The following is a 26,296-nucleotide window of genomic DNA, read 5'->3' on the forward strand; positions in this document are numbered from 1 at the left end:
GGTAGATTAAAAACCAAAACGGGAGCGCAACCAGAGCCATCCATCATATTTAACAGGATCGTCGGCGCAAGGCCCGATGCCGCACTCTAAAAGTGTGGAAACGAGGTTACCAAACACAAGCAAGATAAAGAGGATGACTAGTGTATTTGCCAGTGCCGAACGAGAGCGTACCTCTCGATTAGGCAACATCAAGAGAATGGCTATGCCAGCCAATAATCCAACATAAGCAACAAAGGCCCAAGTATAAAAATGGAGCTCTAAAAATGTCGCGCCATATCCGGTATCGCCTGGCAAGACGTGTAATAGTACTTGGCGCAGGGAAACCGTCATGCCAACGAGCCCGCCAATGACGCCCCAACCGTAATGCGCCGAGTGAGCGCCGCAACGAATATTGAGCACTAATGCAAAGCCAATAACAATAAATCCAATGCGCTGCATCAAACAAAGCGGGCACGGCAGTTCACCCAGATAAATTTGATCTACAAAGGCATAAGACAACATGCCAACAATCGCGGCAAGAGCAAGTTGATTGCCAAGGCCAGCTAGAGAAGGAAAAGAATGTCTACTCACAGTTCCTCACAGACTGATATTGAGGTGTGAGGTCGCATGTATACGGAACCAGAACATCAGAATTCCAACAGTGATAGCGAGCACAACAAGGCCAGCCAGTCGCTTCTCAAACCAAACAAGGACAAGACCGATAAAGGCTGTCAGGAAAGGTAGAAACATATACATGCAAGAATTCTATCGCAGGTCGGATGACAGATTAAAAACAGGGGTTTTAGAGGTCTTTTGTATAGAATGGGGCCATGGATACCACCCCACCTTGCATCACCCTCGAATTAGATGGAGCGATTGCTCGCATTACCTTTCATAATCCAGCCGCTCGTAATGCCTTAACGTGGCCAATGTATGAAGAGCTCAAGCGAATTTGTGATGATTTAGAAACCAATCCCAGCATTCGGGTGGCGGTCTTCAGAGGGGCTGGAGACAAAGCTTTTGTATCTGGAAGTGATATTCAACAATTTGTGGACCTCAAGCACGATGAGGCGTATGAAGTTGCCGTAGACCATATATTCCATTCGCTACAACATTTGTCCATCCCCACCATTGCACTTATCGAGGGTTTGGCGGTAGGAAGCGGTCTACTCATTGCTACTGCTTGTGATTTCAGAATATCTACAGCCGACGCCCGCTTTGGCATTCCAGTAGCAAAGACTTTAGGCAATTGTTTATCGCCCAGCAATTTGTCATGGATCGCCGCGCATCTTGGCGTACCCATGGTTAAGCGCATGCTCTTAAGCGCTGAACTTATTAAAGCCCCAGAATTACTGAACTCTGGTTATCTCTATCAGACCACATCTCCCGAAGAAATTGTCGGAGCGGTTGAAGTATTGGCCACGAAATTAATAGCACTCGCCCCCATTACTCAAAAAGCAAGTAAGGTGACATTGGCACGCTTAATGGAAAGCAATCTACCGGATTGCACTGAGCTGATGCGAGAAACCTATAACAGCGCCGACTTCAAAGAGGGGGTGAATGCTTTCCTTGATGGCCGTCCACCGAAGTGGATTGGCAAATAAGCATTCAAATGATGCCGCTCTAGAGCCTCAAGGCTTGGCGTTTAAAAACTCTGTCACCGCTTGAACAAATACATCAGGCACCTCGATATGAGGAACATGCCCAACGTTATCCAAAGGAACTAACTTCGCATTTGGAATAGCTTGGGCAGCCTTACGTCCTAACTCAGGAAAATTTCCCAAGGATTTCACGGCCTCGGGTGGCGCAAATCGGCGACCGAATACCGTTCTATCTTTTTGTCCAATGATCAATAGCACTGGCATCTGTAATTGCGGTAAATCCCCAACCACCGGTTTTTCAGCAATCATCTGATAAGTCAGCACCGAGGTTTTTACATAAGCGGGATAGTCCGAACCCTTATGCACCCTGACATACACTTCCACAAATTGCTCAAAACTCGGCTGCCAAATGGGAAAGTAGGACTGCAAGAAACGGCGATAACTTACCTCTGTTTGCGCCATCTCTAGCTTCAATAAATTGTCATTCGTTTGCGGTGGAATATCTTTGCTGTAATCCTCAAGGCCTAGCGGGTTTTCTAAAACCAGTTTTTGAACCACCTGAGGATACAGGCGCGCAAAACGAATTCCCACCATACCACCCATGGAGTTAGCCACTACCGAGGCTTTACGAATACCCAAGAACTTCAATAAGGCCTGGGTATTATTCGCTAAATCATCAAGATGGTATGCGACATCAGGTTTTGAGGATTTTCCAAAGCCAATCTGGTCGGGAGCAATGACACGATAACCGGCGCTTGATAAGCCAGCAATCGTAGGAGCCCAATAATCGCTGGAGAAATTCTTGCCATGGAATAAAACTACTACGCCCTTTTGCTTGCCCACTGCCGGCACATCCATGTAGACCATGCTTGCGGCTTGATCTTGGAGTGACGTTTTAAATTCTTTCGTGGGATAAGGATATGGCCAAGCGCTGAGTCGAAGATCCAATGCAGTAGCATTGGCATAGCGGCTGGGGGCTGAAGTATTGGCAGCCTGATCAATTGAAGTGCAGGCCGTTAATGCGCTAGTAGCTACACAAACTAATGCAAGTGACTTCGCTACCGATCTCATTGTCATACCCAACATTAGCCTCGCCCCACCCCTGATGAATTTTCTTCACCCCATCTACTGATGGGGGTCAATTACTTAAACGATTTTTGTTTTTAGAGTAGTCAAACCTGTAACACTCCCCTCAAGTACATCACCCTTTTTAACGGGGCCAACGCCAGCAGGAGTGCCTGACATAATCAAATCGCCCGGCTCTAAAGTAAACAAGGTAGAGAGGTAAGCAATCGTATCTGGCACATTCCAAATCAATTGGTTGAGATCACCCTCTTGGCGCACTTCACCATTCACCAGTAATTTAACGGTGCCGGAACTAGGATGGCCACATAGAGCTACAGGCGTAATTGCCGCACAAGGCGCTGATTGATCAAAGGCCTTACCGGTGTCCCATGGACGCCCCATCTTCTTTGCCTCGCCTTGTAAGTCGCGGCGAGTCATATCTAGACCAACGCCATATCCGTACACATGCTCTAGCGCTTTATCGGCGGGAATGTTAGCACCGCCCTTGCCGATTGCCACCACCATCTCAATCTCATGCTGAACATCATTAGAGAGGTTTGGATATTGCATATCTTTACCATCCGCCAAGATCGAGTTCGCCGGTTTCATGAAGAAAAATGGCGGCTCGCGGTCTGGGTCATGACCCATTTCACGCGCATGATCGGCATAGTTACGGCCTACGCAATAAATTCGATTCACAGCAAAACGGCGGGTATCACCTACTACTGGAAGAGAAGGTGTAATTGGAGGATCGATAACGAAAGCAGTGCTCATGAATTACCTTTTAGATAAGTGTCTAGTTATATTAATTATTGTGCAAATGAATTATGACATTAGTTACATGAGCACCCTAGCCAGCCTTTGGAGACCTAATCTTCAGTAATAAGATGCTCAAAGCCAAGGCAAAGGTCAGGGCATTTGCCAGAATGAGGGGCCACTTTTCGATGATCAAACCGTAAATCAGCCATAAGCCTACGCCTGCGGTAAACAGGCTATACATTCCTAGCGAGATACCGGATAAATCCCGGGTACGCCACGATTGAACTGCCTGAGGTAGAAAAGCAATCGTCGTCAAAAATGCAGCGCAATACCCAATAAGCTCAATCTGGTACGGCTGCAGGCTCATTCAGATGAATTACGGCTTTTGATTCAAACCCGCTTTGCGAGCTTCGATCTCTTTATTGATGGCTGCTAATGTTTTAGCATCGGGCGTTTTCCAATTACCGCCCGCTTTGTTCGCCATATAAGCTACCGCATCTGAAAATGTTTCAATTGTCATATTGGGATTGCCGCCTTTGGGAGGCATAGCTCGCACACCAACATAAGCATGAGCGGTCAATGTCACTTGACCCTCAGCAATCAGTGGAGCCCACTTTGCTTTATCGCCAAACTTGGGGGCATTTAAAACGCCAGAACCATGACAGGCCTCGCAAACTTGCTTGTAAGTGTTCTCACCAGGCTCAGCAAAAGCCGCAGTACTGCCGCAAAAAACGGTGGCAAGGGTCATTGCAGAAAGTAATAATTTCATAGGGACGCCATTTATACATAAATTGTCATTAGTAACAATTTATCTCAAATTTGAAATAGGCGCTCTAAGCGAGCCCGAAGTAGCTTGCCACCCTGAAAGTAATAAAGGCCGCCAGGTAAGCTAAGGCAAAAAGATAGCTCAGCATCACGATTGGAATCTTCCAGCCACCCGTCTCTCTTTTAACGGCTGCGATAGTGGATAAGCATTGCGGTGCAAATACAAACCAGGCCAAGAGAGAAAGTGCTGTCGCCAAGCTCCAACCTTTAGAAATAAGAGGCACCAGGGCATCTGCCGCATCAACACTCGAGCTAGAGAGTGCGTATACCGTTGCTAAAGAACTCACCACAACCTCGCGGGCAGCCATGCCAGGAACCAAGGCGATACTAATTTGCCAATTGAAGCCAATCGGTTCAAACACCACCGCCAAGGCTTGACCCATCATGCCAGCAATACTGTATTGAATTGCTGCTCCAGTAGCGTTTTCTGGTGGCAATGGAAAACTGGAGAGCGCCCACAGGCAAACCGTCATGATCAAAATAATGCCGCCAACTCTACGCAGGAATATCTCAGCACGCTGCCACAAACCAATCGCTAAATTACCGAGACGCGGCAAGTGATAGCTTGGCAACTCCATCATGAGGGCATTGAGGCGAAACTTCTCGCTCGTAAAGTACTTTAAGACCCAGGCAACAGCCATAGCGCCAACAATGCCGGCAACATAAAGCAAGAAGAGTACTAAACCTTGCAAATCCAGTCCGGCCCACAATTTACGCTCAGGGATAAATGCAGAAATAAGCAATGCATACACTGGTAAACGTGCGGAGCACGTCATCATCGGGGCAATCAGAATGGTAACCAAACGATCACGCGCACTAGAGATGCTGCGCGTTGCCATAATGCCGGGGATGGCGCAGGCAAAGCTAGACAAGAGCGGAATGAAAGATCTACCAGAAAGACCCACCTTCCCCATGAGACGGTCAAGCAAATAGGCGGCGCGTGGAAGATATCCGGATTCCTCCAAAATCAAAATGAAGAAATACAGAATCAAAATCTGCGGTAAGAAAATCAACACGCCGCCAGCGCCCGCCAACACACCATCAATTAAGAGGCTACGTAACCAATTATTTGGCAGTAATTGCGTCAACAATCCGCCCAGCCAATCCACGGCAGACTCAATCGCCTCCATGGGCAATACTGCCCAGCTAAACACCGCCTGGAAAATAAAGAACAGCACAACCGCCAAAATGATTGGGCCCAATACAGGATGAAGCAATACAGCATCCAAACGATCACTCAATCGATCCGGAGTGATGTGATCCAAATGCAAGTTGTGCAAAATCTGTTGCACTTGTACGTTATCTAATTCGGTGTGCGCGGAATGATCTCTCGAAGACTCTATACCCTCATCAATATCACTGCTGCGTAAAGCGGATAAATTTTTCCAGTCAAGATCACTTAGATATTGCTTGAGTTCATCTGCGCCATGCGACTGAATGCCAATGGTGCTAACCACGGGCAAGCCTAATTCCTTCGAGAGTGCCTTTGCATCTACCTTGAGGCCTTGACGCTGGGCAACGTCAACCATATTCAAGATCACAATGCACGGCAGACCCAGACGTTTTGCAGCCAAGACTAGACGCAGATTACGCCTGAGATTCATGGCGTTGAGTACGCATAGCACGAGATCTGGCCGCTTCTCACCCTCAGCGTTGCCATGCAATACATTGCAGGTCACTCGTTCATCTAGCGATCTTGGATAGAGACTGTAAGCGCCAGGCAAATCCAAAATACGAATCACTTTTTGAGTGTTGAGCGTTAAACGCCCTTCTTTTCTTTCAACCGTGACGCCAGAATAGTTCGCTACCTTTTGGCGACTTCCTGTAAGCAAGTTAAATAATGCCGTCTTGCCACAATTTGGATTACCTAAAAGGGCAACAAGGGGTTCGCTTGGGAAAAAATGAACCTTGGACTCACTCATACCTCTAGGGGCTCCACCTCAATTAGTTGCGCCTCTGATTCGCGCAAAGCAAAAGTAGACGATCCCACTCTGACCAGTATTGGTCCTTGACCCAAAAGACCCTTACGGAGAACCTCAATCCGCTCTCCAGGCAAAAACCCAATATCTTCCAACTGACCACGTACGTCTTCATGCTGATCGCCTAAGGCGGCGATTCTCTTTACACGCCCCCGAATTCCCGGGAGGATTTCATGAAGATTCATATGCGAATGTGCTGGGCTGGTCGTATTAATTGATGTACGAGTCCATTATATCCTCATATGAGAATGAATATCATTACCTAAAAATAAAGCTTGATGGGGTCCAGAGCCCTATTTTTACTACACCCACCCAGCAATTTGGCGCTTCAGGCCAATCGATTTATATCCAGGCATTTCACCAGACAACACCCGAATCTTACGAATGAGTTTAGCCAGCTCCATGTCGAGCGATAACTCCTCCCCCATCGCCAAGAAAAAAACTTCATCTTTCAGATAGATAAAGTCCAAGCCATTTTTAATCGCGACACTTTTCACGCCCATACCTACATCAGCCTTTTTGGCCAAAATAGACATGGCAATGGCGGAGTGCGTGAACTCTTCATTTTCATAACCCTTGATGCTGCGACTATCGATACCACCATCTTTTAAGATGGTATCTAACAAAAGTCGAGTGCCAGAGCCCTTCTGTCGATTAATGAAGCGAAGCTTGGGCCTAGTCAAATCTTTTGGAGAAGTGATACTCAGGGGATTTCCTTTGGCAACCAGAAAACCCTGAACACGCTTCATCACAGGAAATACTTGCATGCCCTCTTTTTGCAGTCGTTTAGCAATAATTTGAGAGCTTTGCGGATCAGATACATGAAAGCCAGCTATATCCACCTCATAGTTGAGAAGGCGCTCTAGAGCCTCACCAGAGCCAGCTGTGATTAACTCAAATCCGCCAATATCGATGACTGCCTTCTGAATGATCGGGTCGCTACTGCTGGCAAATCGCCACTGCTTTTTGGCTTTAAACCTAAATTGAGCAAAACCCTCTTCGAGATGCAGGAGGCTGGTCTGACCCAGACGCATGGTCTTTTGATCAAAATCGTCCGTAAATTGAATCAAGTAGCGGGCATATTCCGATAGTTGCGACCCATGCCCCCTTACCCGATCCATCAGCTTAAAGCCCAAAGCCTGCTCAACTTCATTGAGCTTTTGCCAAACATTACGATAAGAGAGCCCCATTTTCTTGCAAGCAGACATGAGTGTTTTGCCATGATCAATGTCCTTGAGCAAACTCGTCAACCACACCAAATCAACCACAGCAGGGTCTTTGGCATTCTTGCTTCCAAAAACAAGGGTTGGTCGTATCTGAATTCTCATATGTAATTATTTGCATATTGATGTTTTGTAATATGACAGATCTTAACCGAACCTAGCCCCAGGAAGCACGCCCAAATGAAACTGTCATTCACCCGAAAAATCGGTGGCGCTATCACCGTTCTGGTGATTTTCTCCGCCTGTGCTCATGCGCAAGAAAAGAGCATCGTCGTTTCTTCAACAACGTCGACAGAACAATCAGGTCTATTCGGATTCATTCTGCCAATTTTTAAAATGAAAACTGGTATCGATGTGAAAGTAGTTGCCGTTGGAACCGGACAAGCTTTGGATATTGGTCGTCGCGGTGATGCAGATGTCGTGTTTGTTCACGACAAACCCGCCGAAGAAAAATTTGTCAGCGAGGGTTTTTCAACAAAACGCAATGAAGTCATGTACAACGACTTCGTGCTCATTGGACCAAAGGGGGATCCAGCCAGAATTACTGGCGGCAAGGATATCAAGGTCGCCTTCCAGAAAATCGCAACATCCCAAGCGCCATTTGTATCCCGTGGAGATAAGAGTGGCACCCATGCCGCTGAGTTGCGCTACTGGAAAGATGCTGGAGTAACAGTGATTCCAGGATCAAGTTGGTATAAAGAAACCGGCTCAGGAATGGGTCCGGCCCTCAACACCGCTTCCGCCATGAATGGATACATTTTGGCCGATCGCGCCACTTGGCTAAGCTTTAAAAATCGCGGGGATCTCGTCATCTTGGTTCAAGGTGATCCAAGGCTATTTAACCAATATGGTGTGATGTTAGTTAACCCCGGTAAATTTCCACATGTGAAAAAAGCGGAAGGACATGCATTCATTGATTGGCTGATTTCTAAAAACGGTCAAGATGTCATTGCCAGCTATCAAATTGGTGGAGAGCAGCTATTCTTCCCCAACGCCAAAAGATAATTTATGCAATTGAGGTCCGCCACTAGTGGGCCTTTTTAGATCAAACCAAACCGTTTAACCAGCATCGACTTCACCAGTTGCGTTAAGACCAAATAGACCAATAAGATGGGCAACAAGCCGTACCAATAGATGGCGGGCAATGCCTCCATACCCAAGGGCCCACTCAAGACGGTATAAGGCAATACAGCGGCGACACCACAAATGACCGACGTCGTGATCAATAGAGGCCAGCTAGGACGGCTTTGAATAAACGGAATTCTTCCTGTGCGAATAATGTGCACAATAAGCGTTTGCGAAAGCAATGACTCCACAAACCAACCCGTTTGAAACAGTCCAGCTTGAGCAATTGAATTTGCTCCCACAATGTACCAAAGCAGAGCAAATGTCGCGTAGTCGAATACGGAACTAATGGGGCCGATACAAAACATATAACGCGCGATATGGGCAATATTCCACGCTCTTGGCTCTAGCAAATACTCCTCATCAACATGATCACTTGGAACCGATGTCTGGGAAAAGTCATACAGAAGATTGTTGAGAAGAATTTGCACAGGCGCCATTGGCAAGAAAGGCAAAATCGCACTAGCCCCAAGCATGCTGAACATATTGCCAAAATTAGAGCTGGCCGACATCTTGATGTACTTCATGATGTTTCCAAAGACTTTTCTACCCTCGAGAACGCCATCCTTCAAAATCAGTAAACTCTTCTCGAGCAAGATAATGTCAGCGGATTCTTTGGCGATATCTACAGCAGTGTCCACTGAAATACTGACGTCAGCGACTTTCAGCCCAGGACCATCATTGATGCCATCGCCCAAATACCCAACCACATGAGAGCGGGATTGCAAAATGCTAATGACGCGCGCCTTTTGTTGCGGACTCATTCTGGCGAAGACAGAAGTCGCCTCCACCCTGTCACCCAACTCTTGATCGCTCATGGCATCTAACTCAGAGCCAACCATGACCAGATCAACAGGCACACCCACTTCACTGCAGATTTTTCGGGTGACTAGCTCGTTGTCTCCCGTCAAAATCTTTACTTTGACACCCAGTAAATGCAAACCCTCAATCGCTGGTTTTGCAGAATCTTTTGGGGGATCGAGGAAGGCGACATACCCTACCAAGATCAGCCTCTCCTCATCAGCAACCGTGTAATGGTTTTGGGGACTTACCTGCTCTATAGGAATATCTTTGATAGCAACTGCAATCACCCGAAATCCATCGGAACTTAACTCCGAATACAGAATTTCCTGCTGAGCCTTTAACTCTTCGGTCAAGGGATGTGGCTTACCATTAACGATTACTTGTGAGCACTTTGCGGCGAGCTCCTCCACCGCCCCCTTACAAATCAACAAGTGGCCAGATTCATTTTGCTTGACAATCACCGACATCCGACGTCGCTGAAAATCAAAGGGGATTTCATCTACCTTTTGATAGGTATCAGATTCGTGCAGCTTGTGATGGATATCAACATGCTTCAACACAGCTACATCCAGCAGATTTTTTAATCCAGATTGGTAGTGGCTATTTAAATAGGCATATTCCAAAACACTTTCATCTTCATTTCCTTGGATATCTACGTATCGCTCAAGAATGATTTCATCTTGCGTGAGTGTTCCCGTCTTATCTGTGCAAAGTACATCCATGGCACCTAAATTTTGAATAGAGTTAAGACGCTTTACGATTACCCGCTTCCTTGACATCGCTATAGCGCCCTTAGCCAAATTAATGGTCACGAGCATCGGGAGCATTTCAGGGGTGAGGCCTACGGCTACCGCAGTAGCGAATAGCAATGCCTCCATCCAATCACCCTTGATTAAGCCATTAATTAAAAACACTGCTGGGACCATGACGGCCATGAATTTAATCATGAGCCAAATGAATTTCTTTATCCCAATATCAAAACCGGAAACTTTCTTTTGAACAGAGATTTCTTTGGCTAACTTACCAAACATGGTTTGCGCAGCGGTATTGAGAACCACTCCTTCACCCAATCCAGACACCACATGACTTCCCATAAAGCAGATGGTATCGAGTTCGAAAACGGATTTTGCATTCTCACCATCGAGATGTGTCTTTTCAACAGGCATTGCCTCGCCTGTTAATGATGACTGATTAACGAACAAATCATTGCTTGAAAGTAATCGTAAATCGGCGGGAATCAAATCGCCGGCAGACAATCGCACCAAATCGCCAGGCACAACTTGGCTAAGCGGGATATCTTGAGCAATCCCCTCACGCACTACAGTGACCTTAACGCTCACCAATTGGCGTAATTTTTCAGCAGCTCGGTTAGATTTATATTCCTGCACAAAAGCCAAGCTGGTAGATAAAATCACCATGATGGCAATCACGATCGCCCCGGTTGTGCCACCCGTAACAAAAGAGATCGTCGATAGAGCAATTAATAACAAAGACAGTGGCGATAGAAATAACGCTAAAAATTGCAATGCCGGATGCATTTGTCGCGTGATATCAATTGCATTTGGCCCATATTGACTCAGTCGATCCAAGGCGATCTCGTGCTTTAAGCCCTGAGTAGAGCTACCCAAATCAGCCAGTAATAAATCAACCTTGACGTGCGCAAGGCGGAAAATATCAGCACTCTCTTGTTGCACGATCTTCATCGTAGGGCCTGGCGTTTAATGCTGCAGATAAAAAACAAACTGCCCACTAGGTCATACTTAGCGGGCAGTGTTTTATTGCTTGCAGAACAAAGTTCTGCGCTCATCAATTACTTCTTCGGTGTTACGAAACCAATTGCGGTATCGTCAACAAACTCAACCATGACGTCATCGCCCGCCTTGAATTTCTCAAGACCAAGAACGCTTTGATCTACTTTCACTTTTTGCTTCTCGCCGGATGGCAGTGTAAATGTCACAATGCGAGTTTTGGCATCAATAGTGCCAATCTTCACAGTGGCATAGACGGTGTCAGTTGTCTCTTCGAACGGCTTGGCAGAACCTTTGCCAGCAATGACAACAGAATGAACGCCAGAAACGCCTGGCTTAGCATCCTTGGTTGCGGCCGTTAAACCAACAGCGATCGCTTGAGCATGCTCAACAACAAAAAGATCACCCTTCTTCACTTTATCCAAGTCATTCACTTGCTTGGCTACATTCATTTGGGCCAAATTACCATTAGCATCCCTTAACACTACGATGCGCTTCTTAACATCCACAGAATCCACAGTAGCGGTTAATACAGCCGCTTCAGCAGCCAATGGCAGCATTTTTGCTGGGACTTGTGCAAATACTGAGCTAGCAGCGACTAAGCCGATAGATGCGATTAATGTAGCAAGTAAAGATTTCTTCAAAATAACTCCTTGATAACGGTTTATGGGGGCGTATAACAACCATCGCCTTGATTCATTTAACCACGAAAAATGATGCTTATAAACCCTATAGCTAATATATATTAAAGCTCTCAACACCTCAATTACCGGATAACAGCGTGATATTGATTCAATCTTGGCCAGATGCTCAGGAAGAGGCCTACCCCATCCGTAAGAGCGTCTTCGTTCAGGAACAAGGGGTACCCGAGGAAATGGAGTTGGATGACCAAGACCCCAAAGCCCACCATGCCTTAGTCTATTCAGGACGGCAATGCGTTGGTACAGCCCGTCTAATTGAACTGACGGCACATCAGAGTCAGATTGGTCGAATGGCCGTACTAAAATCCCATCGCTCGCAGGGCTATGGCACCATGCTGATAAAAGCCCTCATCACCCTTGGAAAAGAGCTGGGGGTCAGTCAATTTATCTTGCACGCACAACTGTCAGCCATTCCTTTTTATGAGCAATTTGGCTTTGTACCTCTGGGCGATGCTTATGATGAAGCAGGAATCCCGCATCGAGATATGATCCTAGATATATAAACCTCCGCACCAATCACAATGACCCCAGTTACCGACACCCCATTTCTATTTCGAGTGTGCTACTCCGACACCGATGCTGCAGGATTTGTTTACCATGCACGCTATTTAGAGATCTTCGAGCGTAGCCGCTCGCAATGGTTGCAAGACCGCGGCCTTAGCCCAACAAAATTAATTAATGAGTTTGGCATTCTGCTGCCAGTAAGAGAGATCACCATGAACTTTCATAGGCCAGGGCGCTTGGATGATCTTCTGAGCATCGATCAAATCATTGAGCATCGTGGCCGCACCCAGATTGCTGTAAAACAAACCGCCAAGCGCATCACTGAGGGTGCCGAACCAGAACTCATCGCCAGCGCCCTGCTCCATATCGTTTGCGTCGATACCACCACCCTCAAACCAAAGGGCTTGCCTGATTGGCTCTTTACTAAAGATCAATAAATTTATCTTTTGGAGTCCTGTATGCAAGATGGAAAATTACTCACCTTTGTTAAGGGACTAAGTACGCTTTTAGAGACTAGCCCAAGCGAGACGCTTATCTTCTCCAAAGGCAAAAAACTATTAGAGACATTAATCGAAGTAGATGACTGGCTGCCAGAAGAACTCGCTAAGCCGCACCCCGAGTATTACCAGCAATACCTGCTGTATGCAGATCCGCTCGATCGATTTTCGATCGTGAGTTTCGTTTGGGGGCCGAATCAAAAGACGCCTGTGCATAACCACACCGTCTGGGGCATGGTGGGTCAATTGCGCGGCCAAGAACGAAGCGCTAACTATTACCGCCAAGCGGATGGAAGTTATAAGGCGGGCGAATCTTTTGTTTGTCACCCCGGCCAAGTTGCAACGGTATCGCCTGATACCCATGACATTCATGTGGTGGCAAACGACTTAAGTGACCAAACCTCCATCAGCATTCATGTTTACGGTGGAAATATTGGGCGCATTGAGAGAGCGGTTTTTGACCCCGCGAGCGGCGCCGAGAAATTATTTGTTTCTGGTTATGCCAATCCCTTTGTGCCAAATTTATGGCATCCATCAAATAACAAGGCCCAATAGCTTAAAATAGAGGTTCTTTCTGCAATCACTTCAAGTGTGGCAGCCCACCCCATTGGCCGGGATAGTCTTTTAATTGAATACGGGCCAATATCTATTTGGTCCCTATGTTATTTACAGATCTCGGTTTATCAGAATCCATTCTTCGCGCTATTAACGAGGAAGGCTATACCAGCCCCACCCCCATTCAAGAAAAGTCCATTCCCGCAGTTTTAAAGGGTGGAGATTTGCTGGCTGCCGCTCAAACTGGCACCGGTAAAACAGCCGGCTTTACACTCCCCATTCTTCAGCGCCTCTCCACAAGCACTAAACCTGGTTCAGGCAAACGCCAATTACGCGTGTTGATACTGACCCCGACTCGCGAATTAGCCGCCCAGGTGCAAGAATCCGTCACCACTTATGGAAAATATACTGGCCTAAAGTCAGCGGTAATCTTTGGTGGCGTTGGCGCCAACCCTCAAATTAAAGCGATTGCAGCTGGCTTAGATATTTTGGTGGCCACACCAGGTCGCCTGCTAGATTTAATGTCTCAGAATTGCGTATCCCTCAGTGCTATTGAAATCCTCGTATTGGATGAGGCTGACCGCATGTTGGATATGGGTTTCTTGCGCGATATTAAAAAAATTCTGGCGGCCCTTCCAAGACACCGTCAAAACTTACTCTTCTCGGCAACGTTTTCAACGGAGATTAAAGCACTGGCGGATGGGCTACTGAATTCTCCCGCACTGATTGAGGTGGCTCGAAGCAACAGCACTAATGAAGCGATCGCCCAACTCATTCACCCGGTAGATCGAACTAAAAAACATCCATTACTCGCACATCTCATTACTAGCAATCAATGGAAACAAGTTCTAGTCTTCACCCGCACTAAACATGGTGCCAATAAACTAGTGACACAACTGGAAAAAGATGGCATTACCGCCATGGCCATTCATGGAAATAAAAGCCAAAGTGCTCGCACAAAAGCATTGGCAGAATTTAAAGATGGAAAAATTACCGTATTGGTAGCCACCGATATTGCCGCACGCGGAATTGATATCGACCAACTCCCCCATGTTGTGAACTACGACCTGCCTAACGTTTCGGAAGACTACGTTCACCGTATTGGTCGCACCGGTAGAGCTGGATCTAACGGTGTAGCGGTTTCCTTAGTCTGCGTCGATGAACACCAGATGTTGCGGGATATCGAAAAACTCATCAAACAAAAACTGCCACAAGAGGTGATTGCGGGATTTGAGCCGGATCCTAATGCGGTTGCGCAGCCGATTCAACTGCGCAGTCAGCAACACCAACAATCCAGAAAGCCTCGTCCAGCTGGTGGTGGCAATGGTGGCAGTGGAAAACCGGCTGCCAAGCGTAGCAGTCCCCCAAAAAGAAGTTTTTCTAGATAAACACCAGTAAAATAGCGGCCGAGCGCACTCGACATCTTTGGAATCTCCACCCACCATGAAAGTCAATGTGCCGGCTTGCGCCCCAGCAGTCCCACCAGAAACGGGAGCATCAATCATGGCAAAACCCTTTGCTTTTGCCTGAGCAGCGACTGCCTGAGCAACCTTTGGAGAAATCGTGGAGCAATCCATGAGCAATGCTTTTGGATTGGCATGAGCCAGCAAGCCTGCATCACCCAAATACAAAGCCTCTACATGTCGCTAAGCTGGCAACATAGTAATGATCACCTCGACATCCTTGGCAGCCTCTAGGGCGCTCGCCGCAGGAATACCGGCTGAAGCCTTAAAGCTATCCAGTTGAGACTGCACTAAATCAAATCCTAGAACTTGATGCCCTGCTTTCGACAAAGCGATCTTCATAGAGCCCCTGTTTTTAATATGCGATGATGAATTTCTAATATCTCACTATAGCTTGCCTATACTCTAGTGAAGAAATTGATGGAGGATGGCAATGACTACCAAAGTAATTGGCTTAATTCAGTTAAACGATCAAGATGCATTTGAGCAATACCGCAGCCAGGTAGGTCAAACGGTCGAACACTACGAAGGCAAAATCAGCGCTCGAGGAGTGGTAAATCAACTCTTCTGGAATGAATTAGCTTGTTATGCATTTGAAGCTTTTGTGGAGCTAGAGTTTCCAGACCTAGATCATGCCAAGGCTTGGGCTGGTAGCGCGGAATACCAAGCTTTGCTAGCGGTACGGAGCAAGGCGATGAAGTTAACGCTATTTTCTGCATCGACCTGATCATTCAAGATGCGCAAAAAATAAAGCCTAGCTCCTTATGAGGGCTAGGCTTAAAATTTCAGCAGTAGAAATAAATTACTTCTTAGCTTCCATCGCCTCTTTAGCGGCAGTGATTTCCTTGCGACGCTCTTTGCAAGCGCCAGCAATTTCTTGCAAGGCTTTACGTGCGCGCGCAGCAGATGCTTTAACGCCTTTTTCAATAAACTTTTCGTTTTCCGCTTTGTATGTCTCAAAAGCAGCTAACAATGTATCGTGTTGTGACATCTTGTCTCCCATTGATCTGTAAATATTGATAACCGACAGCCAAGCCAGTATATCCCCATAAAAAGTATCAGAATTACAAGCCCACATCAGGGATAACTCTTATACGGTAAATATCCTCCAAAATAGCTAAAAGACTATAAAAAACACTGGAGACCCTCGTGAAAGTTAGAAATATCCTCGTTTTGCTGGCTATGAGCATTCTTAGCCTCTCAAGCTTCGCCCAGGCCGCTCAATGGCCCATCCCCAACAAGCCAATCACCTTTATTAACCCCTTCCCTCCAGGCGGTGCAGTTGATGCCTTTGGGCGACCCCTGGCCAAGCAACTCTCCACCCAATTGGGAGCCTCCATCATTGTTGATAACCGCGGTGGCGCAGGTGGAACCCTGGGCGCAGCTGCTGCCGCAAAAATGGCGCCTGATGGATATACCTGGCTACTAGGTGCGGTGCACCACTCCATTGCGCCAAGCATGTACACCAATCTCTCATATGACATCACCAAAGACTTTGAGCCCATCGCCATTATTGGCAGCGTACCGCATGTGATCGTCGTCAATCCCAAAAAGTTTCCTAAAAATGATCTGAAATCCATCATTGAGGAAATTCGGAAGCATCCTGGAAAATATAACTACGCATCTACAGGCAATGGAACATCCCAGCATCTCACCGGCGAACTATTTAAGATGCAAAATAAATTGTTCATCACTCACATTCCTTACCGAGGGACGGGGCCAGCGCTGCAGGACTTGGTAGCAGGTCAAGTAGACATGATGTTTGATACGCTTGCTGGTGCGGCGCCATTTATTAAAAATGGTCAACTCATTGCCGTTGCGGTGGCCACCCAAAAACGTGTAGATGCATTTCCGAATGTACCAACCGCTCAAGAACTTGGCATTAGCAACTTCATTGTGTCTAGCTGGTATGCCCTGTGGGCCATCAAGGGAACGCCCAAAGAGATTGTCGACAAAATGAGCGCCGAAGTTCAAATCGCCCTAGCCTCACCCGACATCAAAGAGCGTTGGGCTGCGATGGGAGCAACCGCACCAAAAATGAGTCGCACTGAATTAGCGAACTACATCAACCAGGAAATTATTCGCTGGGGTGAGGTAGTTAAAAAATCAAACGCCAAATTAGATTAAATCAATCATTAGCTAAACATATAACTCAACAGAAAATCGTATGTCCATCAAAACTCAAGATTACGCATTCATTCGCAATAAACTGCTGAATAAAGAAGAGATTGCACTCCTAGATGTGCGCGAAGAAGATCCGCACGCTCAAGAGCATCCTTTATTCGCGGCGAATCTACCTCTATCCCGCATCGAAGTCGATGCACTCAGCAAGCTTCCAAAAAAAGATGTACCCATCGTTACCCTTGATGATGGTGAAGGTGATGCCCAGCTAGCAGCCCAAAGACTGTCTGATTTAGGATACTCAAATGTTGCTGTATTTGGAGGTGGCGTCAAAGCCTGGAAGGCTGCAGGTGGCGAGGTATTTAAAGATGTCAATGTCCCCAGCAAATCCTTTGGTGAGCTTGTTGAATCCAAAAGACACACACCTTCTTTGTCTGCGCAGGAAGTAAAAAAACTGCTTGATGATGAGGCGGATGTGGTGGTGGTTGATGTGCGACGCTTTGATGAATACCAAACCATGAGTATCCCCACTGGTATCAGCGTTCCCGGCGCTGAACTCGTTTTACGTGTTCCCGAACTAGCCCCCAACCCCAAGACAAGAGTGATTGTGAATTGCGCAGGAAGAACCCGCAGCATCATCGGCACCCAATCACTGATCAATGCGGGTATTCCCAATCAGGTAAATGCCTTACGTAACGGCACTATTGGCTGGACTCTAGCAGGACAAGAGCTCGATAAAGGACAAAGTCGGAAATTTTCCGAAGTCAGCACCCTTACCGCAAATGAAGCTGCGCAACGAGCACGTAGCGTTGCCGATCGAGCTGGCGTCAAGCGCGCAACAACTGCCGACATTCAGAAATGGCAGTCTCAGAAGGATCGCACCACCTACTTTTTTGACACCAGAACACCTGAAGAGTACGAAGCTGGTCACCTCCCAGGATTTCGCTCGGTGCCTGGCGGCCAACTTGTTCAAGAAACAGAAATGGTCGCCCCCGTCCGCGGTGCCCGCATCGTACTGTGCGACCCAAGTGGCGTGAGAGCTAATATGCCCGCCTCATGGCTTGCGCAAATGGCATGGGATGTTTATGTGCTCGATGGCGTCAATATGAGCGACCTGACCGAGACAGGCCCGTGGCAACCACCACTACCTTCAATTCCCTCAAGCAAAGCGGTAGATGCTAAAACAGCTTCCACCTGGCTCAAAAACGATAGTGGAACGGTATTTGTAGATGTCAGCACGCATGCCCAGTACGCAAAAGGGCATATTCCAGGCAGCTGGTTTGCCCTACGTTCACAATTTTTAAATGCTTTGAAAAAATTACCTAAAGCCGATCGCTATGTCCTCACCAGTACAACGGGCGAGCTCGCTACATTTGCGGCTAATGAAATACAGGCACTGACAGCTGCAGAAGTAGTGGTTTTATCAGGCGGGAATAAAGCATGGGTAGATGCAGGACTTGAGCTTGAGAAAGGCTCCACTCGCTTAGCCTCACCTCCTTTAGATCGCTATAAGCGCCCCTACGAGGGAACTAGCGTCGACCCAGCGGCGATGCAAGCCTATTTGGATTGGGAGTTTGGCCTGGTGGAACAACTGGGCAAGGATGGCACCCATCACTTCTGGGTGCTTTAAATCCTTGTGTTTGAGGTCCACCAGGACCTCACCATCAGGCAATCTTATTGCGAATAATTCCCACGCCAGTGATTTCAGTTTCCATCATATCGCCAGGCTTTAAAAATTCTGGGGGTTTTCTGCTGTAACCCACTCCTGATGGAGTGCCAGTCGCAATGATGTCGCCAGGCAATAAAGTGAGGCTACGGGAGAGCTCAGCAATAATCACCGGAATCTTGAAATACATTTGCTTGTAGCTGGCGTTTTGCTTTTCTACACCATTCACTCGGCAAATAATGCGAGTGTCATCAAGATTCACGCCGCCGGCAGTCACTACCCATGGGCCCATAGGGCCATGGCCATCCAAGCTCTTGCCTTTAAACCATTGTCCAGAATGACGCTTCTGCTGAACATCGCGGGCAGTCGTATCGTTATAAGCTGAATAACCAAAAACATACTCCATCGCATTCGCTTCGGAAATGTTTTTACCCTTCTTACCAATCACGACCGCCAACTCAGCTTCCCAGTCAATCATGGTGGAGTAGCTGCCGTCGTAAGGAATGGAGTCAAAAGGGCCATTCATGGTTTGCGTGCCTTTAGTAAAGAGTACGGGAACCGTTGGGTACTCTTTTACCGTTTTATCAGCGCGACTTTGCATACCCTCATCGAAGTGATCCAAATAATTCCAGCCCACACAGTAGATATTGCTTTGTGGCTTAGGAATCGGGGATAGCAAAATGACTTGGTTTACATTCTGAAAATTGCCGCTGCGATTTTTGAAAATATTTGCAAGCTCTAGCAATCCTTGATTGCCTGAAGCCGCCAAAGAAATCATGGAGCTCGGATCAAATGAGAGTTGCACCTTTTGCTTAGAAGCTTGCGCAGGAATATCCACCACCAAACCATCATTAGTAACTAGGCCCAAGCGTGAACTAGCGCCCATCTTCGGCAAATAATTTGCCACCCTAAACCCAGCCTTACCAGTAAGCGGTTCCACAACAATGGGGGTGCGCCCAGTAGCTGTAGAAACATTGGGCATGAGCATGCCACCAATTGCAGTAGTTGCACCAATTTTCAATACATCACGACGATTGCTATCCATACATCTCCTTATCTATTTTTCTTGTTATCGATATTCCGAATGCCGGAACTCTCTTCGACAATATTAATGCCAAAGTAAACCGGCGGCAGAAAAGCGAAAAGAAGGCTATGCTCAATCCTATGCGCTCTTTATTAACCCCTATTTATATTGCCGCCTTCGGTATGCTCGGCTCTGGGCTTATAGCATGCAGCTCAGACTCGTATACCACCTGGAGTTGCAGCAATGAATCGCAAGTCAAGCTGACGATGGTCCTCAAAAAAACACAGATGCTATTTCAAGATCAAGCATTTAGCTATTGCGGCAGTCTCGGGACCAATAGCTACTTTGACGTAAAGTGCCCTGCCCAACCCCAGGACTCAGCCCAAGTATTTACCCCTAGCACCGGTCAACTCCTTAGCAATGGAAATGTGTTCTCTTGTAATGCCCTCTAAGAAAATAAATCCATTAAGCCCAAAAAAGCTATTGCTCACCAAGTGGACGGCGGCTCACCCCAAAAATAAGCGAAAGCATTTTTTGGTGAGCAAAGTGATTGCCCCCGACCTACCAGATGAGGCGATTGAATTGGTTGAAATTGAAGCGATTTACGATAAATACAGACAAACGATTGCGTGGCGCGAACTCTGCGATAGTGAACATTGGATTCAGGGGTGGGTGTAAAAAAAGCCGCCTACTAAAAGTAGACGGCTAGCGAACGAGTGGTACCGCTTTAGCTACTTCGTTTTCCCCTTGGAATCAGACGCTTTTCTGAGGTGCTCTTCAATATTCTTTTCAGCAGCATCCGCAACCTGATTCACAATCTTTCTACCCTCTTTAAACATTTTTTGCCCCGCGCTTGACATGTCATGAACTACCTTCGACAACTTATCCGCATGCGTAGGCATCTTGCTTTCAGCCTCTTCTAGCCAAGCAACTAGGGAAGATCGCACCTTTTCCAAATGCTTCTCAGTTTCATCCGCAGCATCTTCACCTAAATCCTTAAGGACAGACTTAACCTTCTTTTGATACACGGTTGCACGCTTCGCAGCTTCTTTTGTAGCCGCTTCTTGTAAATCCTTCAGCTTCACCAAATCATTCTTAGCGGCAGACTTGGCACTCTCCATCGCATTTTTCATGCCCCATTGAATTTCCGCAAGGTGGTGCTCACTCAAATCCTTAGCGGCATCTAGTAGCTTATTTGAATACGCGAACAATTCTTTTGCCTTTTCCTGTTGCCATGCCTGAAGATCTTTTTGATTCATCGCTTCTCTCCCTTGATGTAGATAAAAGTATTAACAATTATTGAATCTATACTCTTACTCTATACCCAAATCTGAGGCTTGCCAATCACCTGATTTACTGGCATTAAAATGAACAGATGAGCGAAAGAAAAACCCCTTACGAAATGATTGGCGGCAGCGCAAAGGTCGATGAATTAGTGGATCGCTTTTACGATTTGATGGCGCTTGAAGAACCCTTTGCGCAATTACGTGCCATGCACCCCCAAGATCTATCCAGCTCGAGAGATAAATTAAAGCTGTTTTTATCCGGATGGTTGGGCGGCCCAGATGTTTATTCACCCAAACATGGCCACCCTATGTTGCGGGCAAGGCACCTCCCCTTCAAGATTGGCATTCAGGAGCGAAATCAGTGGTTAGCATGCATGTACCGCGCGCTTGAAGATTGTGGCATTGATGGCCAACTAGGTGCGCAACTAGAAGAATCTTTCTTTAATACAGCTGATTGGATGAGAAACCAGGCGAATTAATCTAACTTTGCCCCGGCCTGCTTCACCGCTTTAGCCCAACGTGGCATCTCGCCTGCCAGAAACTTGGTAAATTGATCGGCGCTCAGATAGGCGGGATCAGCACCCTGGTCAATCATTTTCTTTTGTATCTCGGGCGTCTCTAGCGTCTCTTTAAATGCTTGGCTAAGCTTATTTACCACTTCTGGCGGCGTTCCTTTGGGGGCCAAGATGCCATAAAAACCAACTACCTCTAAATTGGCAACACCAGTCTCCATGACGGTTGGGGTATTTGGCAACGCGGGGTTACGTTTTGCACTAGTCACGGCCAATGCCTTTACTTTGCCCTGCTTGACATAGTTAGCTGCCTGAGGAACAGACTCCGCCATAAATTGCACGTGCCCCGCAATCAAATCCGTAAATGCGGGAGCGCTTCCTTTAAATGGAATGTGCACCATAAATATTCCCGTTTCATTTTTGAGCATCTCAGGCACCAAATGTGAAATCCCACCATTTCCAGCAGAACCGTAATTTAACTTTCCAGGATTGGCTTTGGCATAGGCGACAAACTGTTTTAAGGTTTGCGCGGGGACATCCTTATTGACGATCAATGCCAAAGGTTGCTGTGCCGTTCTCGCAATAGGCTGAAATTCCTTCAAAGTCTCGTAAGATGATTTTGGATATACCGCTGGATTAATCACCATAGTGCCGGTATTAGCCAAAAGGAGCGTGTAGCCATCGGCTGGCGATTGCGCCACAAACTGCGCACCAACCGTCCCACCAGCCCCAGCCTTGTAATCGACAATCACCGTTTGCCCCAATGTGGATTGGAGCTTTTCCACCAAGAGACGCATATTTGCATCTAGCGGCCCACCGGCCGGAAATCCAATAATCACCTTAATCGGTTTTTCTGGAAACGCTGCAGTCGCACCTCCTGACAACAGAAGCATCAGAAGGGAGCCTAAAAATATCCTGACAAAGTATGTGGGCATATAGATAAAAGAGGGATTGAACTTACTTAGATACACTTTACCGCAAGGTCACTTTAACGAAAAAAGAAATGCTCGAAAGCTCAATCCAATTAATTTCCGATCCCAATGCTTGGATCGCTTTTTTAACTCTATCAGCCCTAGAGATTATTTTGGGCATTGATAACATTATCTTTATCAGTGTTATCGCCAATAGGCTCCCAATTGAAATACGCGAAAAGGTTCGTCGCTTTGGCCTCTTGTTTGCATTAGTGACGCGCATTTTATTATTACTCAGCCTCTCCTGGGTTATGGGACTTACCCAACCGATCTTCTCCATCCTCAATCACGCTATCAGCGGCAGAGACCTCATTTTATTGATTGGCGGTTTCTTTTTAATCTGGAAGGCCTCCAAAGAAATTTATACGGAGGTGGAGGCCGGCGAGCACGCCGATCAAGTAGAGGGTTCGCAACATCAAAATTCCACTAAATCGCTTTTCACCCTATTTATCAGCTCGGTAATTCAAATAGGTATTCTGGATATCATTTTCTCTCTCGATAGCGTGATCACCGCGGTCGGAATGGTTGATGAAATTAGCGTCATGATTGCCGCAGTCCTTGCCTCGGTTCTCATCATGCTGGTTGCCGCCAAACCCATTGGAGATTTCGTGCATCATCACCCCTCGATTAAGGTGCTCGCCCTCTCCTTCCTTACGGTAGTGGGCGTAGTCCTGATTGCCGAGGGAATGGGCGTTCATATTCCCAAAGGATATGTATATGTGGCAATGGCCTTCTCTTTGGGGGTTGAGCTATTAAACATTCGCTCGCGAAAGAAAAAACGAAATTGATTGAGCTGATTAACTAGTGCTATAGGGACTGAGCGCAAGCAAAGCCACTAGCCCAAGCCCATTGGAAGTTATGTCCACCTAAGTGGCCAGTGACATCCACGCACTCCCCGATGAAATACAAACCGGGGTGTTTGCGAGCCATCATGGTTTGACCATCAAGCTCCTTGGTGTCAACCCCGCCCAGCATGACCTCAGCCTTTTTCCAACCCAATGTTCCGGCAGGTTTGACTGACCAATTGGTGATGAGCTCTTTGAGAGCCTGGCGATCTTTTTTAGAAACTTCCGCCCACTTTTTACCTAGGAGATTTTTTTGCTCAGCAAATACTTTTGCTAAACGTAATGGCATTACTGATGCGAGAATATTTTCAGTGAGTTTGAGGCGATTTTCTTCGTTACTGAATAATTCATCGCAATTAAAACGACCATTCGCCTCAACCGCGCCCAGCCAATCCACATGAATGGCCTCCCCTTCAGCCCAATAACTGCCGGCCTGCAGAACGGCGGGGCCGGAGAGCCCCTTATGCGTTAAGAGTAAGTCTTCATTGAAACGGCAGGCGCCATATCGATTGCCTTTGGAGCCAGCCGCAATCCGCACAGGCAGACTTAAGCCCGCCAACTCATTAAGACCCTCGAACTCACTGGAGGTAAATGAAAGCGGAACCAACGCAGGGCGAGGCTCTACGACTTGCAATTCAAATTGCTTGGCGATATCTAATGCGTAGGCAGTGGCGCCAATTGCGGGAACAGGCAAGCCCCCTGTCGCCATCACCACTGACTTGGTGCGCTCATTCCCGGCGCTGGTATGAATCAACCAATCACCAGCCTTACCTGAAATGGAATCCACTTTGACGGGATGACGTATTTCCACGCCACCCTTAGCGCACTCCCCCAACAACATCTCGATAATTTGCATCGCAGAATCGTCACAAAACAATTGCCCCTGGTGTTTCTCGTGATAGGCAATCCGATATGACTGCACTAGCTTAATAAATTCCGTGGAGGGGTAACGTGCTAACGCACTTTTTGCAAAATGTGGATTCAGCGATAGGAAATTTGCGGGACTGCAATGAAGATTGGTGAAATTGCATCTACCACCCCCACTAATGCGAATTTTTTCACCCAAACTATCGGAGTGATCCAGCACTAGAATCTTTTTTCCTCGTTGCCCAGCTACACCGGCACAGAATAGCCCTGCCGCGCCACCTCCAATGATGATGGCATCCCATATTTTGCTCATGACTTATTTAAAGCGCTCAATGACTTCAGCGGGCAACTTGAGCTTTTGCATATGCAAACGCGTATAGGCCTGACGAAAATTCTTAGTCATGGAGATCATTACCGATGCCGTCCATGCAAATGCGAACATTCCAGAGAAGGCTATGATGATGGCCAACATCTTCCAGCCTACAGGCAGAAGATCGTCCATAAAGCCCATGGCCGTATAAGTGCTACCGCTAAATAAAATACTCTCTGCAATGGTGGGCAGAAGATCGAATGCCCAAAGTGAAATACCCCAGAGAAAAATTTCAAAGATATGAGTTAAAAATAAACACAGGATGCTGGCATAAAAAGTGAAAGCCACCGCGGAATATCGATGCTCTGACAAATACAGAAATGACTTCACCTCATATCGTTTCGCAACCTGCAGCAAAGCCAAGCCGTGAACTAGCATCACAATCAGCAACATAGAGATGCCAAGAAGGTATGCCGGCAAATCTAGGCGCGCTGAGAGTTGGAGGGTATTTGCAATAGTCATAATGAGCTTTAAGGCGTATTTTACAGATCCCCGCAGGCCCTAGGCGCTTTAAGCCAACTGATACCAGTCACGTATGACAGACCAGGCCGCCTCAGCTGTTTCGACGCAGTGGATCAAATCCATATCAGCCTGCTCAATCACCCCATGCTCAAGCATCTTATTGAAGTTAATTACCTCGTACCAGAAATCTTTTCCCACCAAAATAATGGGGAAACGCTCTACCTTTTTTGTCTGCATCAAGGTTAAAGCCTCAAAGAGCTCATCGAATGAGCCAAATCCACCGGGATAGGCCACAATCGCCCTCGCCCTGAGCATGAAGTGCATCTTGCGTAGCGCAAAGTAATGAAATCGAAAACTTAAGCCAGGAGTGAGATAGGGGTTTGGGTGTTGCTCTCTTGGTAGGCTGATATTAAAACCAATTGCCTTATCACCCTCCTCAAACGCACCTCGATTAGCCGCCTCCATGATTCCGGGGCCGCCGCCCGTGGTGATGTATAGCTTATTTTTACTCTCCGTTTGCGTGGCGTTATAGCGCGCCACTATCGCGCCGAACTCTCTTGCCGAATCGTAATACTTGGAGTGTAGTAAGGCGAGTTTTGCGTCCGCTATCTCCTCGGGCGTTTTTGCACCCTCTTCCATCTCCTTAGCTTTTTCAGAACTCACAAAACGTGTAGAACCAAATACGGTAATCGTGTGCTCTATACCTCGCTCATGTAACAAAATCTCGGGCTTGAGGAGTTCTAATTGGAAGCGTAAGCCTAGGGTTTCTCGCCGAGCTAAAAAAGCCTCATCATCAAATGCGAACTTATACGAATCTTCAGAGCTATCTTCTGATATCTGACTTTTTTGAAGATTGAGAAAGTCCGTAATCGTTTGAGAGTTATTCAGAGGGAGTTTGGGACTCATATCGCAACCTTTAAAAGAGTGGCTCATATTAACCTTTGGAGCCATGTATTTGGACTCTGAGGGCCATGACCACTGCAGCAAAATTAGTATTACTACCTAGAATATTGCATTAATTTGCTCTCTAGGGCTAATTCGGATTTACCACTTGTCCATCAGGCGTTAATATTGCTTCAATATCAACCAAACTGAAGGAAACGCAATGAGCAACCGTTCAATCATCATCATGGTACTAGTATTAATTGGTGCTACAGCCTACTTACTTCTCAAAGGCGATGGCGACATTGATATGGGCGGCGAAAAGCATGGCTCAGAAGCGGCTCATATGGAAGAAGCCAAGAAAGATGCGCCAGCAGCTCCTATTGCTCCTGCAGCAGCTCCAGCGGCTGAAGCTAAGAAATAATCTCTTTTAGAGAAAAAGAAGCCGCGGTCCGCCGCGGT

At 47.0% G+C, this 26,296-nt stretch carries 31 protein-coding genes and 1 pseudogene; 13 read left to right on the top strand and 19 right to left on the bottom strand.

The features are described 5' to 3' along the window. Positions 1 to 6: 6 nt before the first annotated feature. Together FD960_RS06110 and FD960_RS06115 are read right to left on the bottom strand one after the other, a co-directional pair. Positions 7 to 570 carry a disulfide bond formation protein B gene (locus FD960_RS06110; RefSeq protein ID WP_215297889.1) on the bottom strand — a complete coding sequence of 188 codons (564 nt, stop codon included), beginning with the start codon at positions 568 to 570 and terminating at the stop codon, positions 7 to 9. Positions 571 to 576: 6 nt separating this feature from the next. Next, positions 577 to 735 carry a DUF5993 family protein gene (locus tag FD960_RS06115; protein WP_215297891.1) on the bottom strand — a complete coding sequence of 53 codons (159 nt, stop codon included), beginning with the start codon at positions 733 to 735 and terminating at the stop codon, positions 577 to 579. A 74-nt stretch (positions 736 to 809) separates the two neighbouring features. Between FD960_RS06115 and FD960_RS06120 the strand changes: the two genes are divergently transcribed. Further along, a complete protein-coding gene (locus FD960_RS06120; protein ID WP_215297893.1) occupies positions 810 to 1,583 on the top strand; it encodes an enoyl-CoA hydratase/isomerase family protein in 774 nt (257 codons plus the stop codon). A gap of 27 nt (positions 1,584 to 1,610) precedes the next feature. Here the strand turns inward: FD960_RS06120 and FD960_RS06125 are convergent, their stop codons facing one another. The 7 genes from FD960_RS06125 to FD960_RS06155 form a co-directional block, all read right to left on the bottom strand. Then, positions 1,611 to 2,657: an alpha/beta fold hydrolase gene (locus FD960_RS06125; protein ID WP_251369750.1), complete on the bottom strand. Its 1,047-nt coding sequence runs from the start codon at positions 2,655 to 2,657 to the stop codon at positions 1,611 to 1,613. A 69-nt stretch (positions 2,658 to 2,726) separates the two neighbouring features. Beyond that, positions 2,727 to 3,419 (bottom strand): fumarylacetoacetate hydrolase family protein, encoded by a 693-nt coding sequence (locus FD960_RS06130; RefSeq protein WP_215297895.1) that lies wholly within the window; start codon positions 3,417 to 3,419, stop codon positions 2,727 to 2,729. A 76-nt stretch (positions 3,420 to 3,495) separates the two neighbouring features. Then, positions 3,496 to 3,771 (bottom strand): SemiSWEET transporter, encoded by a 276-nt coding sequence (locus FD960_RS06135; RefSeq protein WP_215297897.1) that lies wholly within the window; start codon positions 3,769 to 3,771, stop codon positions 3,496 to 3,498. A 9-nt stretch (positions 3,772 to 3,780) separates the two neighbouring features. Further along, positions 3,781 to 4,173: a cytochrome c5 family protein gene (locus FD960_RS06140; RefSeq protein ID WP_215297899.1), complete on the bottom strand. Its 393-nt coding sequence runs from the start codon at positions 4,171 to 4,173 to the stop codon at positions 3,781 to 3,783. Between the two features lie 64 nt (positions 4,174 to 4,237). Continuing rightward, a complete protein-coding gene (locus FD960_RS06145; RefSeq protein WP_215297900.1) occupies positions 4,238 to 6,151 on the bottom strand; it encodes a ferrous iron transporter B in 1,914 nt (637 codons plus the stop codon). Continuing rightward, entirely contained in the window at positions 6,148 to 6,393 is a 246-nt protein-coding gene (locus tag FD960_RS06150) for a FeoA family protein (RefSeq protein ID WP_215297902.1), read from the bottom strand. Before FD960_RS06150 ends, FD960_RS06145 begins: the two co-directional genes overlap by 4 nt. Positions 6,394 to 6,510: 117 nt before the next feature. After that, a complete protein-coding gene (locus FD960_RS06155) occupies positions 6,511 to 7,536 on the bottom strand; it encodes a substrate-binding domain-containing protein (RefSeq protein ID WP_215297904.1) in 1,026 nt (341 codons plus the stop codon). A gap of 75 nt (positions 7,537 to 7,611) precedes the next feature. Between FD960_RS06155 and FD960_RS06160 the strand changes: the two genes are divergently transcribed. Then, entirely contained in the window at positions 7,612 to 8,436 is an 825-nt protein-coding gene (locus FD960_RS06160) for a substrate-binding domain-containing protein (protein ID WP_215297905.1), read from the top strand. 35 nt (positions 8,437 to 8,471) lie between these two features. Here FD960_RS06160 and mgtA read toward each other — a convergent pair whose 3' ends face one another. Next, positions 8,472 to 11,063, bottom strand: coding sequence for a magnesium-translocating P-type ATPase (mgtA, locus tag FD960_RS06165; protein WP_215297907.1), 2,592 nt, complete (start codon positions 11,061 to 11,063; stop codon positions 8,472 to 8,474). Between the two features lie 107 nt (positions 11,064 to 11,170). Then, positions 11,171 to 11,752: a hypothetical protein gene (locus FD960_RS06170; protein WP_251369751.1), complete on the bottom strand. Its 582-nt coding sequence runs from the start codon at positions 11,750 to 11,752 to the stop codon at positions 11,171 to 11,173. Between the two features lie 137 nt (positions 11,753 to 11,889). Between FD960_RS06170 and FD960_RS06175 the strand changes: the two genes are divergently transcribed. From FD960_RS06175 to FD960_RS06190, 4 genes are all read left to right on the top strand, one after another. After that, on the top strand, positions 11,890 to 12,312 hold the full coding sequence (locus FD960_RS06175; RefSeq protein WP_215297909.1) for a GNAT family N-acetyltransferase: 423 nt from the start codon (positions 11,890 to 11,892) through the stop codon (positions 12,310 to 12,312). Positions 12,313 to 12,330: 18 nt separating this feature from the next. Then, complete coding sequence (locus FD960_RS06180; protein ID WP_215297911.1) at positions 12,331 to 12,750, top strand: YbgC/FadM family acyl-CoA thioesterase; 420 nt, start codon at positions 12,331 to 12,333, stop codon at positions 12,748 to 12,750. Positions 12,751 to 12,771: 21 nt separating this feature from the next. Then, positions 12,772 to 13,365 (top strand): hypothetical protein, encoded by a 594-nt coding sequence (locus FD960_RS06185; protein WP_305849558.1) that lies wholly within the window; start codon positions 12,772 to 12,774, stop codon positions 13,363 to 13,365. A 104-nt stretch (positions 13,366 to 13,469) separates the two neighbouring features. Continuing rightward, complete coding sequence (locus FD960_RS06190; protein WP_215297915.1) at positions 13,470 to 14,753, top strand: DEAD/DEAH box helicase; 1,284 nt, start codon at positions 13,470 to 13,472, stop codon at positions 14,751 to 14,753. Positions 14,754 to 14,774: 21 nt separating this feature from the next. On the opposite strand, the pseudogene FD960_RS10490 reads toward FD960_RS06190, so the two are convergent. After that, a pseudogene (locus FD960_RS10490) lies at positions 14,775 to 15,170 on the bottom strand (NAD(P)-binding domain-containing protein); the annotation flags it as partial. Positions 15,171 to 15,261: 91 nt separating this feature from the next. Here FD960_RS10490 and FD960_RS06200 point away from each other — a divergent pair. Then, a complete protein-coding gene (locus FD960_RS06200) occupies positions 15,262 to 15,555 on the top strand; it encodes a DUF1330 domain-containing protein (protein ID WP_215297919.1) in 294 nt (97 codons plus the stop codon). A gap of 75 nt (positions 15,556 to 15,630) precedes the next feature. On the opposite strand, the gene FD960_RS06205 is transcribed toward FD960_RS06200, so the two are convergent. Continuing rightward, entirely contained in the window at positions 15,631 to 15,819 is a 189-nt protein-coding gene (locus tag FD960_RS06205; RefSeq protein WP_173942993.1) for a hypothetical protein, read from the bottom strand. A gap of 158 nt (positions 15,820 to 15,977) precedes the next feature. Between FD960_RS06205 and FD960_RS06210 the strand changes: the two genes are divergently transcribed. Continuing rightward, positions 15,978 to 16,955 (top strand): tripartite tricarboxylate transporter substrate binding protein, encoded by a 978-nt coding sequence (locus FD960_RS06210; RefSeq protein WP_215297921.1) that lies wholly within the window; start codon positions 15,978 to 15,980, stop codon positions 16,953 to 16,955. 40 nt (positions 16,956 to 16,995) lie between these two features. After that, positions 16,996 to 18,579 (top strand): rhodanese homology domain-containing protein, encoded by a 1,584-nt coding sequence (locus FD960_RS06215; RefSeq protein ID WP_215297923.1) that lies wholly within the window; start codon positions 16,996 to 16,998, stop codon positions 18,577 to 18,579. Between the two features lie 34 nt (positions 18,580 to 18,613). Here the strand turns inward: FD960_RS06215 and FD960_RS06220 are convergent, their stop codons facing one another. After that, positions 18,614 to 19,660, bottom strand: coding sequence for a fumarylacetoacetate hydrolase family protein (locus FD960_RS06220; protein WP_215297925.1), 1,047 nt, complete (start codon positions 19,658 to 19,660; stop codon positions 18,614 to 18,616). Positions 19,661 to 20,080: 420 nt separating this feature from the next. Between FD960_RS06220 and FD960_RS06225 the strand changes: the two genes are divergently transcribed. After that, entirely contained in the window at positions 20,081 to 20,317 is a 237-nt protein-coding gene (locus tag FD960_RS06225; protein WP_251369752.1) for a TIGR02450 family Trp-rich protein, read from the top strand. A 53-nt stretch (positions 20,318 to 20,370) separates the two neighbouring features. On the opposite strand, the gene FD960_RS06230 is transcribed toward FD960_RS06225, so the two are convergent. Then, complete coding sequence (locus FD960_RS06230) at positions 20,371 to 20,898, bottom strand: hypothetical protein (RefSeq protein ID WP_215297927.1); 528 nt, start codon at positions 20,896 to 20,898, stop codon at positions 20,371 to 20,373. 116 nt (positions 20,899 to 21,014) lie between these two features. Here FD960_RS06230 and FD960_RS06235 point away from each other — a divergent pair, with 116 nt between their 5' ends. Further along, positions 21,015 to 21,404, top strand: a complete 390-nt coding sequence (locus FD960_RS06235; RefSeq protein ID WP_215297929.1) for a group II truncated hemoglobin — start codon at positions 21,015 to 21,017, stop codon at positions 21,402 to 21,404. On the opposite strand, the gene FD960_RS06240 is transcribed toward FD960_RS06235, so the two are convergent. Then, on the bottom strand, positions 21,401 to 22,330 hold the full coding sequence (locus FD960_RS06240) for a tripartite tricarboxylate transporter substrate binding protein (protein WP_251369753.1): 930 nt from the start codon (positions 22,328 to 22,330) through the stop codon (positions 21,401 to 21,403). The genes FD960_RS06235 and FD960_RS06240 overlap by 4 nt on opposite strands. Before the next feature lie 110 nt (positions 22,331 to 22,440). Between FD960_RS06240 and FD960_RS06245 the strand changes: the two genes are divergently transcribed. Then, positions 22,441 to 23,196 (top strand): TerC family protein, encoded by a 756-nt coding sequence (locus tag FD960_RS06245; RefSeq protein WP_215297933.1) that lies wholly within the window; start codon positions 22,441 to 22,443, stop codon positions 23,194 to 23,196. Positions 23,197 to 23,215: 19 nt separating this feature from the next. On the opposite strand, the gene FD960_RS06250 is transcribed toward FD960_RS06245, so the two are convergent. Genes FD960_RS06250 through FD960_RS06260 form a run of 3 tightly spaced genes read right to left on the bottom strand, consistent with a single transcriptional unit; the run spans position 23,216 to position 25,858 of the window. Beyond that, on the bottom strand, positions 23,216 to 24,433 hold the full coding sequence (locus tag FD960_RS06250; RefSeq protein ID WP_215297935.1) for an aminoacetone oxidase family FAD-binding enzyme: 1,218 nt from the start codon (positions 24,431 to 24,433) through the stop codon (positions 23,216 to 23,218). A gap of 3 nt (positions 24,434 to 24,436) precedes the next feature. Then, entirely contained in the window at positions 24,437 to 24,952 is a 516-nt protein-coding gene (locus FD960_RS06255; protein WP_215297937.1) for a hypothetical protein, read from the bottom strand. A 48-nt stretch (positions 24,953 to 25,000) separates the two neighbouring features. Beyond that, a complete protein-coding gene (locus FD960_RS06260; RefSeq protein ID WP_215297939.1) occupies positions 25,001 to 25,858 on the bottom strand; it encodes an LOG family protein in 858 nt (285 codons plus the stop codon). Positions 25,859 to 26,057: 199 nt separating this feature from the next. On the opposite strand from FD960_RS06260, the gene FD960_RS06265 reads away from it, so the two are divergent. Next, the gene (locus tag FD960_RS06265) at positions 26,058 to 26,258 is read left to right on the top strand and encodes a hypothetical protein (RefSeq protein WP_215297941.1); all 201 of its coding nucleotides are present in this window, start codon (positions 26,058 to 26,060) and stop codon (positions 26,256 to 26,258) included. Positions 26,259 to 26,296: the final 38 nt, after the last annotated feature.

Origin of the sequence: Polynucleobacter sp. AP-Nino-20-G2 (genome assembly GCF_018688235.1) — a bacterium.
In the GTDB taxonomy this organism is placed as follows: domain Bacteria; phylum Pseudomonadota; class Gammaproteobacteria; order Burkholderiales; family Burkholderiaceae; genus Polynucleobacter.